Below are 16,488 nucleotides of genomic sequence, written 5' to 3'. Positions count from 1 at the left end.
CTGGCGAGCGCTTTCAGCAACTCAACCACTCCTCTCCACCACCGGTGTTCCTCGCTCCCGCGCGTGTTCCTGCCGACTCCTCGACTTCTCCCTTCGTCCATTCGGGTGAGGGGGTGAGGGCCTGACCCGGCGCGGCCACTTGTGCCGCACCCGTCAGGCGCCTCTCCCCGGCGCCGCTCAGCCCTGTACGGCCAGCACCAGCGGCAGTACCGAACTCGCCCCGGCCCGCCGGAGCAGCCGGGCGGCGACGGTGACCGTCCACCCGGAGTCGACCAGGTCGTCCACCAGCAGCACCGGGCCGCCCGCCCCGGCGATCGCGGCCTCGGTCTCCGGCGGCAGGACGAGTGCCCCGGCCAGCGCGTGCAGCCGCTGCGCGCTGTTGCTGCGCGCCCCGTGCGGAGGCTGCCCGGCCGCGTACTCGATCCGGCCGAGCAGCGGCAGCCGCCCGATCTCCGCGATCCGGGCGCCGAGGCTGCCGACCAGCTGAGGGCGGCTGGACGAGGCCATGGTCACCACGCCGACCGGCCGGTCCAGCCGGGTGCCCTCGGCCGTCGCGGGCCCGGCCCAGCCGCCCGGGCCGCGAGCCCAGTCGGCCAGCACCGCGACCAGAGCGTCCACCGCCTCGCCGGGCACGGGCACGTCGGGGGCCTGGTCCGCGAGCAGGGCCCGCAGCCGGTTGCCCCAGCCGATGTCGGAGAGCCGGCCGAGGGCCCGGCCGGTCTCCGCCTGTTCGCCCGCCGGGATGCGGCCCTTGAGCTGCACGCCCAGCGACTCCATACCGGTGGGCCAGAGCCGGCGGGGCTCGAAGCTGACCCCGGGCCGACCGAGCGCCGCCCGGGCCGCGTCCAGCGCCTCGGCGGAAATTTCGGGGCCGTGCAGCGCACCGGCGCAGTTGTCGCAGCGGCCGCAGGGCCGGGCCTGCTCGTCGTCCAGCTGCCGGCGCAGGAACTCCATCCGGCAGCCGGTGCCCGTGGCGTACTCGCGCATGGCCCGCTGCTCGGCCTCACGGGAGGCCGCGACCTTGGCGTACCGGGCGGTGTCGTACTCCCAGCTCTGCCCGGTGGCCGTCCAGCCGCCCTTGACCCGCCGGACCGCGCCGTCCACGTCCAGGACCTTGAGCATGGTCTCCAACCGGGCGCGGCGCAGGTCCACCCGGGGCTCCAGCGCGGCCGTGGACAGCGGCCGGCCGGCCTCCGCGAGCGCGTTGATGGTGCGGCGCACCTGCTCCTCGGGAGGGAAGGCCAGCGAGGCGAAGTAACGCCAGATCGCCTCGTCCTCACGCCCGGGCAGCAGCAGCACCTCGGCCCGGTCGACGCCGCGGCCCGCCCGGCCGACCTGCTGGTAGTAGGCGATCGGCGAGCTGGGCGAGCCCAGGTGCACCACGAAACCGAGGTCGGGCTTGTCGAAGCCCATGCCCAGCGCGGAGGTGGCGACGAGGGCCTTGACCCGGTTGGCCAGCAGGTCGGCCTCGGCGGTCCGGCGCTCGGCGTCCTCGGTGCGGCCGGAGTAGGACGCCACCGGGAAGCCGCGCTCGCGCAGGAACGCCGTCACCTCGTCGGCCGCGGCCACCGTCAGGGTGTAGACGATGCCGGACCCCGGCAGCCGGTCGAGGTGGTCGGCCAGCCAGGCCAGGCGGTGCGCCGGATCGGACAGGGCGAGCACGCCGAGGGTGAGGCTCTCCCGGTCGAGCGGGCCGCGCAGGACGAGGGCGTGCTCGTCGGTGGCTCCGGTGCCGAGCTGCTCGGCGACGTCGGCGGTCACCCGGGCGTTGGCCGTGGCGGTGGTGGCCAGCACCGGCACGCCCGGCGAGAGCTCGGCGAGCATGGTGCGCAGCCGCCGGTAGTCGGGGCGGAAGTCGTGACCCCAGTCGGAGATGCAGTGGGCCTCGTCGACCACCAGCAGGCCGGTGGAGGCGGCGAGTTTGGGGAGGACCTGGTCGCGGAAGTCGGGGTTGTTCAGCCGCTCGGGGCTGACCAGCAGGATGTCCACCGTGCCGGCCGCGACCTCGGCCTGGATCTCGTCCCACTCGTCGGTGTTGGCCGAGTTGATGGTGCGGGCCTGGATGCCGGCCCGGGCCGCCGACTCCACCTGGTTGCGCATCAGGGCGAGCAACGGGGAGACGATCACTGTGGGCCCGGCGCCGCGGGCCCGCAGCAGCGCCGTGGCGATGAAGTAGACGGCGGACTTCCCCCAGCCGGTGCGCTGTACGACCAGGGCCCGGCGGTGGTCGACGACCAGCGCTTCGATGGCCGTCCACTGGTCGTCGCGGAGTGTGGCGCCGGGCCCGGCCAGCTCGCGCAGGACGGCCTCGGCCCGCGCCCGGACCTCGGCGCGGTCGGCGGCCGTCGCGCTGCTGGTGCCGGTGCCGGTGCCGGCCGTGGCGGGGGCGTCGGTGGCGGTGATGTGGGGCTGGGGCTGCTGCATGCCGTCCATGTAACCCCGAGGGGCCGACAATGGGCGAATGGCGGTGCACCATGGACGGGTGGACCAGGGGTGTATTTCATCTGCTCTTTCGCTGAACATCCGTCATATGTCCCCCGGGGGAGTGGGTCTGGATAATCCGAAGGAGGGAGATTTTATCCACAGGCGGGAGTTGTCCACAGGGAAAAAGAAAATTCCCGGGGCATTCGCGGATTGCGGCAGTCTTCCGGCCATGAACAACGAACGCATCGCGCTGTCCCTCGGCCCGGCCTCCGGCCACCGGCCGGTCACCATGCGGGGCCCGGCCGACATGGCCGAGCTGCTGCCTTATCTCCTGGGCTTCTTCCCCGACGACAGCATCGTCGCCGTCGGTCTCCAGGGCCCGGACCTCCACCAGGGCGGGGTGATCCGGCTGGACATCCCCGAATCGCCGGAGGAGTGGCAGGCCGCGGCCGAGGAGACGGCCGCCCTGCTCATCGGTCTGTCCGAGCGGCGGGACCGCCGCCCGGCCCAGGTGCTCCTCTACCTCTGCCAGGATCCCGGCACGAGCCATGGCCCGCCCGTTCTGGACGGGCTCGGACCGCTCGCGGAGGGGCTGCGGGTGTCCTTCGAGAGCAGGGGGGTGGCGGTCAAGGAGTCGCTCTGCGTCTCGGCCGGCCGCTGGTGGTCCTTCCTCTGCCGCCGTGAGGGGTGCTGTGACCCGGCGGGCAATCCGATCCGGCGCTCTCCCGACCCCGGCCCGGTGGCCGCCGCGGCCACCGTCGCCGGTTTCGCTCCCCGGGGGAGCCGTAAGGCGATCATCGCCGGGCTGGTTCCGATCGGCCCGCCCGGCGCCGATACCCAGCGCTCGGCGATCGCCCGGGTCAAGGGCGGCGGTGGAGTAGTGGGGAGCCGGCCGCCGCTGTCCCGGGGGCGGGGCGCCGAGCTGCTCGACCAGGCGGTCGCCGAGTTCTCGGCCGGCGCCCGTGAACTCGACGAGCACCGGACGGCGCTGCTGATCATCGCCCTCCAGGACAGGATCACCCGCGACCGCGCCGCCGAGTACACCCGGCCCGAGGAGATCGCCCCCGCACAGCGGCTGTGGCGTTTCCTCGCCCGGCATTGTGTCCCGCCCTACACGAGCTGTGCCGCGGCCCCGCTCACGTTGCTGGCCTGGACGTCCTGGGTCGCGGGGGACATCGCGACGGCCCGTGTGGTGCTCGCCCACACACTCCGCCTCGCCCCCTCCTACCTGCTGGCCCAGCTCCTGTACGAGTCGCTGAACGAAGGCATGTCCCCGGATGCGCTGCTGGCGAGCGTGGCGGCGGAGCGACAGCGGCGCACCGCGGTCCGTTCCGGCGGAGCGGCCGGGGAAGCGGTGGTGTCAGGCCCGGCCGCCGACGAGCCGGGCGGCCCGCCGACGGGCCCGGACGGTGAACCCGCCCCGGCGCCGGCCAGGTCCCCGCGCCGAGCTGCCTCAGGGGCGGTCGCCGAGTCCGTCGCCCCGGCGGTCCCGGGTTCGGGGGACCATCCGGCCGGTCCCCCGAACCCGGGACCGCGGGCCGCGCCGGTGGCCGGGGATCCCGGACGGTCCGAGGGCGGACCGTCCGACCCCGGGCCGGGCGCGTGCCTGCCCGCGCAGGCGCGCCGCATTCCAGGGTGCCGACCGCGGCCTCGGCCCGGTGCCGTCCGGAAGGCCCGGCTGGGCCGGGTGACACCGTGGGCGGCCCCGGCGACGGCAGCGACCGTGCGCAGCCGGTGCCGCGGTGTGCGGGGCCCGACGGCGGGAGCCCGTCATGCGCGGTGACATGCGTGGCGGCCCGCGACCGGCGGCCCGTAACCGGTGGTCCGGCCAGCCGGTCGGCCGCGGTTCCGCCGTCGGCACCGGGCTCCGCTACGCCTCGCCGTGCGCCATGGCGATCAGGCGGTCCAGCACCTTGCCGCCGCTCACCCGGAGCCCGTCGTGCTCCCACTCATTGGTGATCCACGCTCGCAGGCCGCGCACGGCGCGGGCGGTCTCCAGGGAGTCGGCGGTGTCGACATACATGTCGTCGTGGTAGACCGCCGCCACCACCGGCACCTCGTTGGCGGCCAGCCGGGCCGGGTCGTACAGGTCGGGCCAGTCGGTCCGGGCGGCGAGCAGGTCCGCGGTCTCCTTCAGCGGGCGCAGCGCCGGGTCGGTGTCGAACATCCAGGGGTAGATCATCTCTCCGGTGAACAGCACCGGCGCCCCGGACTCCAGCGCGGCCCCGGCGTCGAACTCCGTGAACTCCTTGCGGACGCGCTCGGCCGACCAGGCGGTGCCGGCCGGGTCCACCGACCGCTGGCCGTAGATCGACTCGTGCAGCACGGCGTACAGCGGGCCCTCCGCGAAGGAGAGCTTCGCCTGGACACCGGCCAGGAAGGTGTCGGAGAGCTCGGGCCCGGCGGCGCCCTCCACCCACGCCTCCTCCAGCAGGTAGTGCAGGCTGCCGGAACCGCTGCCGCCGCCGAGCATCATTCCGAGGGACTGGAACGCCTCGACGGTCAGCAGCCCGCCGCCGGGCAGGGCCGCAGGGGCTGCGGCCAGACGCGCGGTGATCCGCCGTACCACCTCGACGTCCTGCGGGTAGCGGGCGTAGTGGTCCTCGTTCTTGCGGACGACCCGGGGGTAGGCGGCGCGGTAGACGTCGTCGGCCGAGCTGCGCAGGCCGGAGAGGCCACCGGTGATGAAGGCCTCACGCAGGCCGTCGGGCGCGATCGAGAGGTAGGTGAGGGCGCAGAAGCCGCCGAAGCTCTGGCCGAGCACGCTCCAGCGGTGGTCGTCGCCGAGCAGCCGGCGGCGGATCAGCTCGGCGTCCCGGACGATCGAGTCCGCGCGGAAGTGCGCCAGGTAGTCCGCCTGTTCCCGCGCGCCGCCGCGCCGGGCGAGGGTCTGCCGGGTCGCGGGCGTGGACCGCCCGGTGCCGCGCTGGTCGAGCAGGAGCACCCGGTACTCGTCGAGGGCGCGCTCCAGCCAGCCGTCCCGGCCGAGCGGTCGGCCGGCCTTGCCACCGGGGCCACCCTGGAGGAAGAGCAGCCAGGGCAGGTCGTCCGTTTCGCGGCCCGCGGCCACCACCTCGCGGGCGTACACCTCGATCTGCTCGCCCTGTGGGGCGGCGTGGTCGAGGGGCGACTGGAAGACGTGGTCGGTCGTGACAATCCCGGGCAGCCGGCTGGCGGTGGACATACAACTCCTCGGTATGCGCTGGTCGCAGCAGTCACGTTGCCGCTCACGGTGTTACCGGTGCGGGTGCCGTGACCCCCGCACCGTATCCTGGCGGCGGCCGGGCACCGGTTGGGCGGTCGCTGCCCAGACCGTCCGCCCGGTGGTTCGTACAAAACGGCAGACAGCCTCGGCCCGTGCGGTTCGACCCGGAACGGCACCGGAGTGGGGCGGCAACGGTCCGGTGACGGCGGCGGCACGACCGCCTGCCGCGCCCGGGCCTGCTGGTCGAAGTGACAGGACGGGCGTTACCTGCGGCCGGTGAGCGGCGTTCACCCCGGGGGACCGCGCCCGGGTGACCACCGGGCCGGCCGGAGACGGACGGTTTCCCGGGCGTGCCGGGTGCCGGAAGTGAGGCTGCGGGCTGTCGGAAGCCGGGCGAGGGCGGCCGAGGCGTCGGCCCGTCAGACCCCGGTGTGGGCACGCCCGTACCCGGGCCGTCCGAGTCGGTCGCGGCGCGGTGCGAGCGCCCCGCAGACGCCTCCTGCCCCACGGCAGGTACCGGACGCCGCAGGCGACCATGTGCCGGGCACCAGGGGGTGTCCGGCGCGAGGCGGTGCGGGGTACCGCAGCGGTACCCCGCACCGCATGGCACGGCCCGGCGCCGGGTACGGCCAGACACGGCACACACGCCGACGGGAACCCCCGCCGGTCCGACATCATCAGCACGCGATCGAGCATGCTCGCGGCCCACCGGCCTCACCGGCCACCGGACCGCCGAGGGGAGGAGAGTCCGGTGACCGCCATGAGGCCACCACAGGCCATGCCGGCCGAGAGCGTGGTCGGCGCACCCGCGGGCACGCCCGCCGGCCAGGCCCGACCTGCGGCTCCGCCCCGTCCGCAGCCCGCCGCCGTCCACCACGCGGTGCTCTGCGTCAACGCGCCCGCCATGGCCGCCTCCGGACCGGACGGGCAACTGCGCGGTCACGGGCTCCATGGCTTCTACCGCTCCGGCGTCCGGGTCCTGGCCCGGATGGAGCTGCGGCTCGGCGGTATGGAACCGCTGCCGCTCCAGGGCACCCTGACCACCGCGGCGCAGGCCCGCTTCCTCGGCGCGGTCCGGCTCCCCGGCGATCTGGACCCCGACCCGGCGCTCACCGTGGAGCGGCTGCGCCACGCCGACGGCGTCGAGACCGTCACCGTGCGGAACACGGGCAGCCGCCCGGCCCGGCTGCCGCTGGAGATCGCCGTCGGAACGGACCTCGGCCCGGTCGGCGAGATCGCCGCCGGACATCGCCCGCCGGACCTGCCCGGCCAGGTGCAGTCCGCCGGGTTGCGCTGGGCGGGCCCGGCCCACAGCGCCACCGTCAGTGCCAAGCCGTCGCCGCACGCCGTCCTCGCGGGAGCCGGTGTGCTCCGCTGGGACCTGGACGTGCAGCCCGGCGCCCGCTGGTCGGTCGAGCTGCGCACCGAGCTGGAGAGCACCGTCCCCGGCCCGCGGCCACCGGGCGGGCGCGGCCCCGGTGTGCCGCTGCCCTGGTCCGAGCCGGAGATCCGCTGCGACGACCCCCGGGTCGAACTGCTGGTGGCGCGTTCACTGGACACCCTGGGCCGGCTGCTGTTCGTCGACCCGGACCGCCCCACCGACCTCTACCCGGCCTCCGGTGCGCCCTGGCGGTTCGGGCTGGCCCCGGCCGACGCGCTGTGGGCGGCGCGGTTGACGCTTCCATTGGGTACCCGGCTGGCCGCCGGCACCCTCCGGGCCCTGGCCCGCCGTCAGCAGCTCGCCCCCGTTCCGGGCCAGGGCGGACCGGGTCAGCCGGGCCCGCGCCCCGAAGGGCTGCTGCCCGGCGCCCTGCGGCACGGCGGGCCGGAGCTCCCGCCCAGCTGCACCGCCACCGAGGCGACGCTGCTGTTCGTCACGGTGCTGGCCGAGGCCTGGCGCTGGGGCCTGCCCCGGCACGAGGTCGCCGAACTGCTCCCGGCCGCCGAGCGGGCGCTCGGGGCGCTGCGCGGCGGTCTGGTCGACGGCTTCGTCACCGACCTGAGCCGCCCGGTGGAGGACCGTGCCGCCCATCCCGTGGCGGTGCGGGCCGAGGTCCAGGCCCAGGCGCACCGGGCCGCTCTGCACGGCGCCGAACTGCTGGAGGAGTTCGGACGCCCCGGTGCCGAGGAGTGGCGCGACTGGGCGGCCGCGCTGCGCGGGCGCTTCCGCGACCGTTTCTGGATCGACGACCTCTCCGGCGGGCGCCCGGCGGCCGGGCTCGCCCCGGGCGGCCAGCCACTGCCCGCGGTGGCCTCCTCGCTCGTCCACCTCCTCGACCCGGGGCTCTGCGCCGACGGCGGCCGGCACCAGAGCCTGCTGGACCGTGAGCAGACCAGGCTGCTCGCCCAGCGCCTGGCCGCGCCGGAGCTGGACAGCGGCTGGGGGCTGCGCACACTCAGCGCCAAGTCGCCCCGCTTCAACCCGCTGGGCCACCGTGGTGGCGCGGTACGTGTCCACGAGACCGCGCTGGCGATCGCCGGGCTGGCCGAGGCCGGCCACGAGAACGAGGCCGGCGCGCTGCTGGAGGGCCTGCTCGGCGCGGCCGCGCACTTCGAGGGGCGGCTGCCCGAGATGTACGCGGGGGAGCAGCGCACGCCCGGCTGCCCGCCCGTACCGCACCCGGCCGCCTGCCGCCCGGCGGCGGTCTCGGCGGCCGGCGCAGTGCACGCCGTGTTCGCGCTCGCCGGGGTCCGGCCCGATGTCCCGGGCGGGCGGGTGCTGGTCCGGGCGGCCAGTACCGCGCCGCTCGGCGAGCTGCAGCTGACCGGTCTGCGGGTCGCGGGCGAACCGTTCTCGGTGCGGGTCAGCCGGATCGGCGTGGCGATGGTCGAGGAGGCGTCCGCCGAACTGCAACTGGTCGCCCGCTGACATCCCCCGCCACCCGGGGGCGGACCTCGCCGGTCCGCCCTCGCCCGCCCCCGACCGGGGCATCCGGCAGCCGGGCCACCTGCGGGGCACAGCACGGTCCGTGCACAGGCCTGTGCTTATCGTCAAAGAGACGACTATGATCGTCGCCATGTCGCGTTATGACCCGTCGGCCTTCCCCCCGTTCGCTGTCACGGTTGACCTGGTGGTGCTGACGGTGCGGGACCACGCCCTGTGCGCCCTGCTGGTACGACGGGGCGAGCCGCCCTTCCAGGGGTACTGGGCCCTGCCCGGAGGATTCGTCCGCCCGGACGAGGGCCTGGCCGAGGCGGCCTCCCGGGAACTGGCCGAGGAGACCGGTCTGCGCGCGCATTCCGCCCCCGGCCACGACGTGGCCGGCCCCGGCACGGCCGGCGCCCATCTGGAACAGCTCGCGACCTACGGACACCCTCAGCGCGACCCCCGGATGCGGGTGGTCAGCGTGGCCTACCTGGTCCTGGCGCCGGACCTGCCGACGCCCCGCGCCGGCGGCGACGCCAGCGGCGCCCGCTGGGCCCCGGTCGCCGAACTGCTCGGACAGAGCCCGGCCGACGGCGTTCCGCTCGCCTTCGACCACGGCCTGATCCTGGCCGACGGCGTGGAGCGCGCCCGCTCGAAGATCGAGTACTCCTCCCTGGCGACGGCCTTCTGCCCGACCGAGTTCACCGTCGGCGAGCTGCGCCGGGTCTACGAGGCCGTCTGGGGCGTGGTCCTCGACCCCAGGAACTTCCACCGCAAGGTGACCGGCACCCCCGGCTTCCTGCTGCCCTCCGGTGGCACGACGACCCGTCAGGGAGGCCGCCCCGCACAGCTGTTCACCGCGGGCGGGGCCACCGTCCTCAACCCGCCCATGCTGCGCCCGGAGTCCTGACCCGCCGTCGGCCCCGCCCCGTACCCGGGCCCCGCCCCGTACCTCGCCCGGACCAGTTCGCACCCCTCGCCCCTACCGCCTGCGAGCCCCCTGCCCCGTCGCAGGATCGGATTTTCCCCTGATCGGGTGAGGTGTGCAGGCGGCGGCCCCGTGCCGCTCCCGCAATGCCCGGAATCCCCGGCCCGGCCCCCTAATGTGCTGGCGCGGGCCCGTGCGGGCACGGCCCCGCGCCGCGCCTGTCAGGCCGGCCAAGGGCATGGGAGCAGCCAGCGATGATCCAGATCACCGGACTGACCAAGGTCTACCGCACGGGTGGGCCGCCGGCGGTGCTCGACCTCACCTTCGACGCCCGGCCCGGCGTGGTGACGGCACTGCTGGGTTCCGAGGGCGCGGGCAAGTCCACCGCCCTGCGCCTGATGCTCGAACTCGAACGCGGCCAGGGCGTCACGCTCTTCGACGGTCGCACCTACCGTCGGCTGCGCCACCCCGAACGCGAGGTCGGCGTGCTGCTGCCCGGTCCGGGCGGAGCCGCCGGATCGGTGGCCGGACACCCCGGCCGGAAGGCGCGCAGCCATCTCAGGATGCTGGCGGCGGCCGCCGGTGTCCCCGCCCGGCGGGCCGACGAACTGCTGGAGCAGACCAGGCTGGCCGCCGTCGCCGGACAGCGGCTGCGCGCCTTCTCGCCCGGTATGCACGGGCGGCTCGCCCTCGCCGCCGCCCTGCTGGGGGACCCTGGGACCCTGCTCCTGGACGCGCCCACCGAGGGCCTTTCGCCGCGCAATGTGGAGTGGTTCCACTCCTTTCTGCGCTCGTTCGGAGCCGCGGGCGGGACGGTCCTGGTGACCACCCGCACGCCGCGGGAGGCCGCGCAGCTCGCGGACCGCGTCATCACGCTGGACCAGGGCCGGCTGGTGGCCGACCAGCCGGTGGCGGACTTTCGCCGGACCCGGCTCAGCCCGGAGGTGGCCGTGCGCGGGCCCCAGATGGCCCGGCTCGCCGATCTGCTGGTGAGCCAGGGTGCCGAGGTGCGCCGCGACGGCGGGGCCGGTCTCGCGGTGGCGGGCATCGGCCGCACCGAGATCGGTGAACTCGCCTACCGCCACGGCATCCTGCTGCACGAGCTCGCCGACCGGGTGGTCGAACAGCCCGCTCCCCGCGCCGCCCTGCCCGTCGCCTCGGGCCGCTCGGGCGAGCTCCGGATCCGGTCGGCGCCCGCCCGGTCGGCGCCCGCTCGGCCGGACCCCGCCCGGACGGAGCCGACGGCGGAGGTGAGGGAAACGGCGGAAGCGGTGACGCCGGAGCGCGCTTTGACCACCGGCGCGCTGCCCGCTCTCGCGCTTCCGGCCTCGCCGGCCGCCGCCTCGGCCACGACCGCGCTGTCGGCGGTCACCCCACGATCGGGAGCGCCGACCCGCCCCGCCGGGCCGACACCGTCCGCCCAGCCTGGCCGTCCCGCACGAGCCACCCCGCCCGCGCGCCGGCAGGACGACCCGGCCGGGCCGGCCGAGGCCTCCCCGACGGTCGCCGTGGACCGGCTCTTCCGGGACGGTCTCAACGGTCTGGCCCGGCAGGCCGGCGGCGGCCCCGTCTCCCGGGAGCACCGCGAGGACGCCACCGACCTGCTGACCGCCGACACCGTCCGCCTCGGCCGCCCCGGCGGTGCCCCCGCCCCCGGCGCGGGCACCCCCGCTCCCACCTCCGCCCCCGCGACCACCTCCGTCCCCGACCACCGGAGCGAGTGAACCGTGCACGCCCTGGCCTATGAGCTGCGCCGCCTGCGCGGCCTCCGTTCCACCTGGCTGCTCCTCGCCGCCGTCCTCCTCGGCGACGCCGGGGTGGCGGCCCTGCTGGCCGCCCAGACGCCCACCGGACCGCTGACCGGTCCGGCGGGCGTGCGGCTGCTGACGGCGGCCGTCCCGCTGGTCCCGCTGCCGTTCGCGGCCCTCGGCGCCGGGGTGCTGGGCGCCCTCTCGTACGGACACGAGGTGCGGCACCCGGGTCTGCCGGCCTCGCAGGTGTCGTATCTGCGCCGGGTGCGGCTGCTGCTGGCCAAGCTGGCCGTGATCGGCCCGGTGGCGGGCCTGCTGGCGCTGGTCACCCTGGTGGTCGACGCGGTGGCCGTGCACCTCGCGCTGCCGGGCGGGGTGACGGCGGCCGCCTGGTCGGACCCGGCCGTGCTCTCGGACCGGGTGTCGGAGGCACTGGCCTCGGTCGGCCTGACCGGGCTCGCCGAGCTGCCGGGGGCGCTCGCCCCGGTGGCGCTCGGGGCCGGCCAGGGCGCGCCGGCCGCGCTGCTCGCCTTCGTCCTGCTGGTGGTCGTGGCGGGCTGGACCGGTGTGCTGACGGCGGCGGTGACCCGCAGTGCCTCGGCCGGGGTCCTGTTGCTGTGCGCGCTGCCGCCGCTGCTGGAGACCGGGGTGGCCCTGCTGCTGCGGCAGACCGGTGCGGTCCGGCCCACCCATGCGGCCGAGCTGCTGCCGTTCCAGTCCGGCGCCGAGTGGGCGTACGGATGGGTGTACGGCGGGGGCCACCGGGTTGCGCGGAGCGGGGCGGCGCTGACCGATCCGGCTCTGCTGGCGGCGGTGACGGCGCCCGCGTTCGTCCTGCTGCTCGTGGCCCTGCTGGTCCAGGTCCGCCGCCGCGCGCTCTGAACGGCGGCTGTTCCGGGCGGCCGCTGACGGTCTGCCAAGATCGACCAGCAGTGACCGTAATGCGCGGTTCTTCCTGATAAGAAGTCAATTATCCAGTCGCGGCCGATCACCCTTTCGTGTGCTTTTCACGAGAATTCTCAAGCTGCGCCCGCCGATCGCCGACAAAGGACCTGTGAGTACCCTTGCGCACCCCACCATGACCCCTGCCCGTTCCGCCGACGGCGCCATCCACGGCCCCGGCGATCTGGACCGCTTCTCGTACGCCGACCGGCCGACCCCGCCGGCGCCCCGCTGGGAGGGCGCCGAGTCGGACCTGGCCCGGGTCGGTCGCAAGACCACCAGCAGCCGCGGCCGCGGCCTGCACGGCCAGCTCGTCCAGCAGCTCGGCCAGATGATCGTCTCGGGTGATCTCGGCGCCGACCGCCCGCTCGTCCCCGAGGAGATCGGCCAGCGGTTCGAGGTGTCCCGCACCGTCGTCCGCGAGTCGCTGCGCGTGCTGGAGGCCAAGGGCCTGGTCAGCGCCCGGCCGAACGTCGGCACCCGGGTCCGCCCGGTCGGCGACTGGAACCTGCTCGACCCGGACATCATCGAGTGGCGCGCCTTCGGTCCGCAGCGCGACGAGCAGCGCCGGGAGCTGTTCGAGCTGCGCTGGGCGATCGAGCCGCTGGCGGCCCGGCTCGCGGCCGGCCACGGCCGGGAGGACGTCCAGCAGCGGCTGGTCGAGCTGATCGAGATCATGGGCCACGCCGCCGCCCAGGCCGATCTCTCCACCTACTCGCGGGCCGACGCGGAGCTGCACGCCCTGGTTCTGCAGATGGCGGGCAACCGGATGCTGGAGCACCTCTCCGGGATCGTCTCCTGCGCGCTCCAGGTGTCGGGCGGCCCGGCCATCTCCTGCGAGCGGCCCTCGGAGGCCTCGGTCAGCCTGCACTCCCGGCTGGTCGACGCGCTCGGCACCGGTGACGGCACCGCGGGCGAGGCCGCGATGCGGGCGCTGCTCACCGTGCACCCGGAGGTCGAGCCGTCCGTTCCCGCTCCCCGGGAGCACTGAGCCGTCCATCCGGCGACCGATCGAACCCCGTGAACCCACGGCCCTCCGACTGCACCGCCTGGCGCAGTCGGAGGGCCCTTTTCCTGGGAAAGCCCCTTGACGCCCTGTCCATGCCAAAGGCTTGGGCGCGAATGCGGGATGATGGAAGTCGGCCCCGGGGTCGCGGGCGCCGATCGGTGTGACCCGCGACACCAAGGCCATGCGTAACACTTGACGAGTAGCAGCGATGTGTCCTGAGCGGAAGCAGCTCCGGAATAGCCCAACATGTCAGAATGCTGTGTTGGTCCGCGGCGCTGCTGCCGTCCTGCAAACCCAGTCCTCAAGCCCGAGTCGGTCGGAATCGACACCGCGCGTCCGACGCGCGATTTCCTTCCCCGCCCGCTCGGGCGGCCGGTACGGGTTCGAGTCCACTCATCGTCCGAGAGGTTGTTCGTGTCGGCCAGCACATCCCGTTCGCTTCCCCCCGAGATCGCCGAGTCCGCGGCTCTGCTGGCGCTCATCGAGCGGGGCAAGGCCCAGGGGCAGATCGCCGGTGACGACGTACGCCAGGCGTTCGAGGCGGACCAGATCCCGGTCACCAAGTGGAAGAACGTCATGCGCAGCCTCAACCAGGTACTGATTGAGGAAGGGGTGGATCTCATGGTCAGCGCGGCCGAACCGGCCGGCGCCAAGCGCAAGAGCGTCGCGGCCAAGAGCCCCACCAAGCGCACCGCCACCAAGGCGGTCACCACTCGGACCCCGTCCGCCTCGGCGGCCCCCACCAAGCCCCCGGTGCGCATCGCGCCCGGCGCCACCATCTCCGCTCCGGCGGTCGCGGCCGCCACGGCCTCGGTCAGCACGGTGTCCGCGGAGATCACCACCGCGGGGACGGCCGCCGGCGTCGCCGAGGCGAAGGCGGCCCCGGCGAAGAAGGCCGCGTCGGCCAAGAAGGCCGCCGCCAAGAAGACCGCCGCGCCGGCCAAGAAGGCCGCCGCCAAGAAGACCACCACCGCCAAGGCCGGTAAGGGCGACGAGGAGCTGCTCGGCGACGAGGAGCTCATCGAGGACGTGGCGCTGCCCGGCGACAAGGCCGGTGCCGAGGGCGACGCTCCGGAGGAGGAGTCGGAGGGCTTCGTCCTCTCCGACGACGACGAGGACGACGCGCCGGCCCAGCAGGTCGCCGTCGCGGGTGCCACCGCCGACCCGGTCAAGGACTACCTGAAGCAGATCGGCAAGGTCCCGCTGCTCAACGCCGAGCAGGAGGTCGAGCTCGCCAAGCGCATCGAGGCCGGCCTGTTCGCCGAGGACAAGCTCTCGGCGGCCGACAAGCTCGCCCCGAAGCTCAAGCGCGAGCTGGAGATCATCGCCGAGGACGGCCGCCGCGCCAAGAACCACCTGCTGGAGGCCAACCTCCGGCTGGTCGTCTCGCTGGCCAAGCGCTACACCGGCCGCGGCATGCTCTTCCTGGACCTGATCCAGGAGGGCAACCTCGGTCTGATCCGCGCGGTCGAGAAGTTCGACTACACCAAGGGCTACAAGTTCTCCACCTACGCGACGTGGTGGATCCGCCAGGCGATCACCCGCGCGATGGCCGACCAGGCCCGCACCATCCGTATCCCGGTGCACATGGTCGAGGTCATCAACAAGCTGGCCCGCGTCCAGCGCCAGATGCTCCAGGACCTGGGCCGCGAGCCCACCCCGGAGGAGCTGGCCAAGGAACTCGACATGACCCCGGAGAAGGTCATCGAGGTCCAGAAGTACGGCCGCGAGCCCATCTCGCTGCACACCCCGCTGGGCGAGGACGGCGACAGCGAGTTCGGTGACCTGATCGAGGACTCCGAGGCGGTCGTCCCGGCCGACGCGGTCTCCTTCACCCTGCTCCAGGAGCAGCTGCACTCGGTGCTGGACACCCTGTCCGAGCGCGAGGCGGGCGTGGTCTCGATGCGCTTCGGCCTGACGGACGGTCAGCCGAAGACGCTCGACGAGATCGGCAAGGTGTACGGGGTCACCCGTGAGCGCATCCGCCAGATCGAGTCCAAGACCATGTCGAAGCTGCGCCACCCGTCGCGTTCCCAGGTGCTGCGCGACTACCTGGACTGATCTGTTCGGCGGTTCGTACCGTCGGAGGGCCCGGAGCGTATCGCTCCGGGCCCTCCGGCATGTCCGGCGGAGGGCGTCCGCGACATCCGGGCGCGTCAACGTCCGGACGGTTGTCATCGCTCGTACGGGTGGATGCGAGGTGCCGCACGGTCTCGTTATGTAGCTGACCGCCTACGCTGTGTCGGTTGCCTGCCGTCGAGCCAACCTGGAGACACGGTGCTGCCCAATCCGGACCGCACGGACCTGTCGACCGCCGTCCCGTCCCCGGCACGTCCGGCCGCCCGGCCGGTACGCCGCCGCCGGGTGGTCGCCCTGGCCCTGCTGGCGGCGCTGCCCGCGCCGGCGCTCGCGCTCGGTCCGGCCGGTCCGGCCGAGGCGCAGCGCAGGATCGTCGGCGGTGTCGCGGTGAGCACCTCGGACCACCCGTGGGCGGTGGCGCTCGCCAGCCGCCAGCAGTTCGGCAACGGCCGCTCGGGACAGTTCTGCGGTGGCGCGCTGGTCACCGCGACGAAGGTGGTGACGGCCGCGCACTGCTTCTACGACGAGTCCAAGGGCCAGCGGGTGGAGCGGCCGGGCCTGAAGGTCGTGGTCGGGCGGGACGACCTGCGCGGCTCGATCGGTCGTGAGGTGGCCGTCCAGTCGGTCTGGATCCACCCCGACTACGCCTTCGCCGCCAACATGAACGACGTGGCGGTGCTGACCCTCACCGAGTCACAGGGCACCCGGCCGGTGATCGGCATGGTCGGCCAGGGGGAGGCCGAGCCGTATGCGCCGGGGACCAGGGCGCAGGTCTTCGGCTGGGGGGACACCAGCGGAACGGGTAACTACTCGCCGACGCTCCGTGGTGTCGATGTGCCGATCATCGCGGACCAGACCTGTGCGCACGCCTACCCCGGCGGCCCGGACGGGCGTTTCGACGCCCGCGGCATGGTCTGCGCGGGCGAGGAGAAGGGTGGCAAGGATGCCTGTCAGGGGGACAGTGGCGGCCCGCTGATCGTCGCGGGCCGACTGGTCGGACTGGTCTCCTGGGGAACGGGTTGCGCGGAGGCCGTCCACCCCGGCGTCTACACCCGGCTCGGCGCGGTCTCGAACGCGGTGCGCTCGGTACTGTGAGCAGCCGGTTACGCTCTGACGTCGCGTTGCCCGGTGCGGGTGGTGTGACCGGCGTCGGCGAAAACAGCGGAGCCGGGGGGGGGGGGCCCCCCCCCGCGGGGCGGGGGGGGGGGGCGGCCGGCGGGGCGGGGGGGGGGGGGGGCCCCCCGCCCGCCCCGGGGCGCCGGGGTTGTTGGGGGGAGAAGGGTA

Annotated in this window: 10 protein-coding genes; 8 read left to right on the top strand and 2 right to left on the bottom strand. The window is 74.6% G+C overall.

Annotated features, from left to right (window positions below; genetic code table 11):
- Positions 1–177 precede the first annotated feature (177 nt).
- On the bottom strand, positions 178–2,424 hold the full coding sequence (locus ACIP82_RS28395; RefSeq protein WP_400657376.1) for a RecQ family ATP-dependent DNA helicase: 2,247 nt from the start codon (positions 2,422–2,424) through the stop codon (positions 178–180).
- 229 nt (positions 2,425–2,653) lie between these two features.
- Between ACIP82_RS28395 and ACIP82_RS28390 the strand changes: the two genes are divergently transcribed.
- Positions 2,654–4,207: a DUF4192 family protein gene (locus tag ACIP82_RS28390; RefSeq protein WP_400657374.1), complete on the top strand. Its 1,554-nt coding sequence runs from the start codon at positions 2,654–2,656 to the stop codon at positions 4,205–4,207.
- Positions 4,208–4,294: 87 nt separating this feature from the next.
- Here the strand turns inward: ACIP82_RS28390 and ACIP82_RS28385 are convergent, their stop codons facing one another.
- Positions 4,295–5,608 (bottom strand): alpha/beta fold hydrolase, encoded by a 1,314-nt coding sequence (locus tag ACIP82_RS28385; protein ID WP_400657372.1) that lies wholly within the window; start codon positions 5,606–5,608, stop codon positions 4,295–4,297.
- A gap of 781 nt (positions 5,609–6,389) precedes the next feature.
- Between ACIP82_RS28385 and ACIP82_RS28380 the strand changes: the two genes are divergently transcribed.
- The 7 genes from ACIP82_RS28380 (at position 6,390) to ACIP82_RS28350 (ending at position 16,299) form a co-directional block, all read left to right on the top strand.
- The gene (locus tag ACIP82_RS28380) at positions 6,390–8,498 is read left to right on the top strand and encodes a glycogen debranching N-terminal domain-containing protein (RefSeq protein WP_400657442.1); all 2,109 of its coding nucleotides are present in this window, start codon (positions 6,390–6,392) and stop codon (positions 8,496–8,498) included.
- Between the two features lie 148 nt (positions 8,499–8,646).
- The gene (locus ACIP82_RS28375) at positions 8,647–9,405 is read left to right on the top strand and encodes an NUDIX domain-containing protein (protein ID WP_363609516.1); all 759 of its coding nucleotides are present in this window, start codon (positions 8,647–8,649) and stop codon (positions 9,403–9,405) included.
- A 272-nt stretch (positions 9,406–9,677) separates the two neighbouring features.
- Positions 9,678–11,147 (top strand): ATP-binding cassette domain-containing protein, encoded by a 1,470-nt coding sequence (locus ACIP82_RS28370; protein WP_400657369.1) that lies wholly within the window; start codon positions 9,678–9,680, stop codon positions 11,145–11,147.
- Between the two features lie 3 nt (positions 11,148–11,150).
- A complete protein-coding gene (locus ACIP82_RS28365) occupies positions 11,151–12,056 on the top strand; it encodes a hypothetical protein (RefSeq protein ID WP_400657367.1) in 906 nt (301 codons plus the stop codon).
- Between the two features lie 172 nt (positions 12,057–12,228).
- Positions 12,229–13,107 (top strand): FadR/GntR family transcriptional regulator, encoded by an 879-nt coding sequence (locus tag ACIP82_RS28360; RefSeq protein ID WP_400657365.1) that lies wholly within the window; start codon positions 12,229–12,231, stop codon positions 13,105–13,107.
- A gap of 432 nt (positions 13,108–13,539) precedes the next feature.
- Positions 13,540–15,186: an RNA polymerase sigma factor gene (locus tag ACIP82_RS28355; protein ID WP_400657360.1), complete on the top strand. Its 1,647-nt coding sequence runs from the start codon at positions 13,540–13,542 to the stop codon at positions 15,184–15,186.
- Positions 15,187–15,402: 216 nt separating this feature from the next.
- On the top strand, positions 15,403–16,299 hold the full coding sequence (locus tag ACIP82_RS28350) for a S1 family peptidase (RefSeq protein ID WP_400657358.1): 897 nt from the start codon (positions 15,403–15,405) through the stop codon (positions 16,297–16,299).
- Positions 16,300–16,488 lie beyond the last annotated feature (189 nt).

This window comes from Kitasatospora sp. NPDC088548 (assembly GCF_044753005.1).
Lineage (GTDB): Bacteria > Actinomycetota > Actinomycetes > Streptomycetales > Streptomycetaceae > Kitasatospora.
Note: the sequence above shows the minus strand (reverse complement) of the source record. Positions and strands in the feature narration are given on the sequence as shown.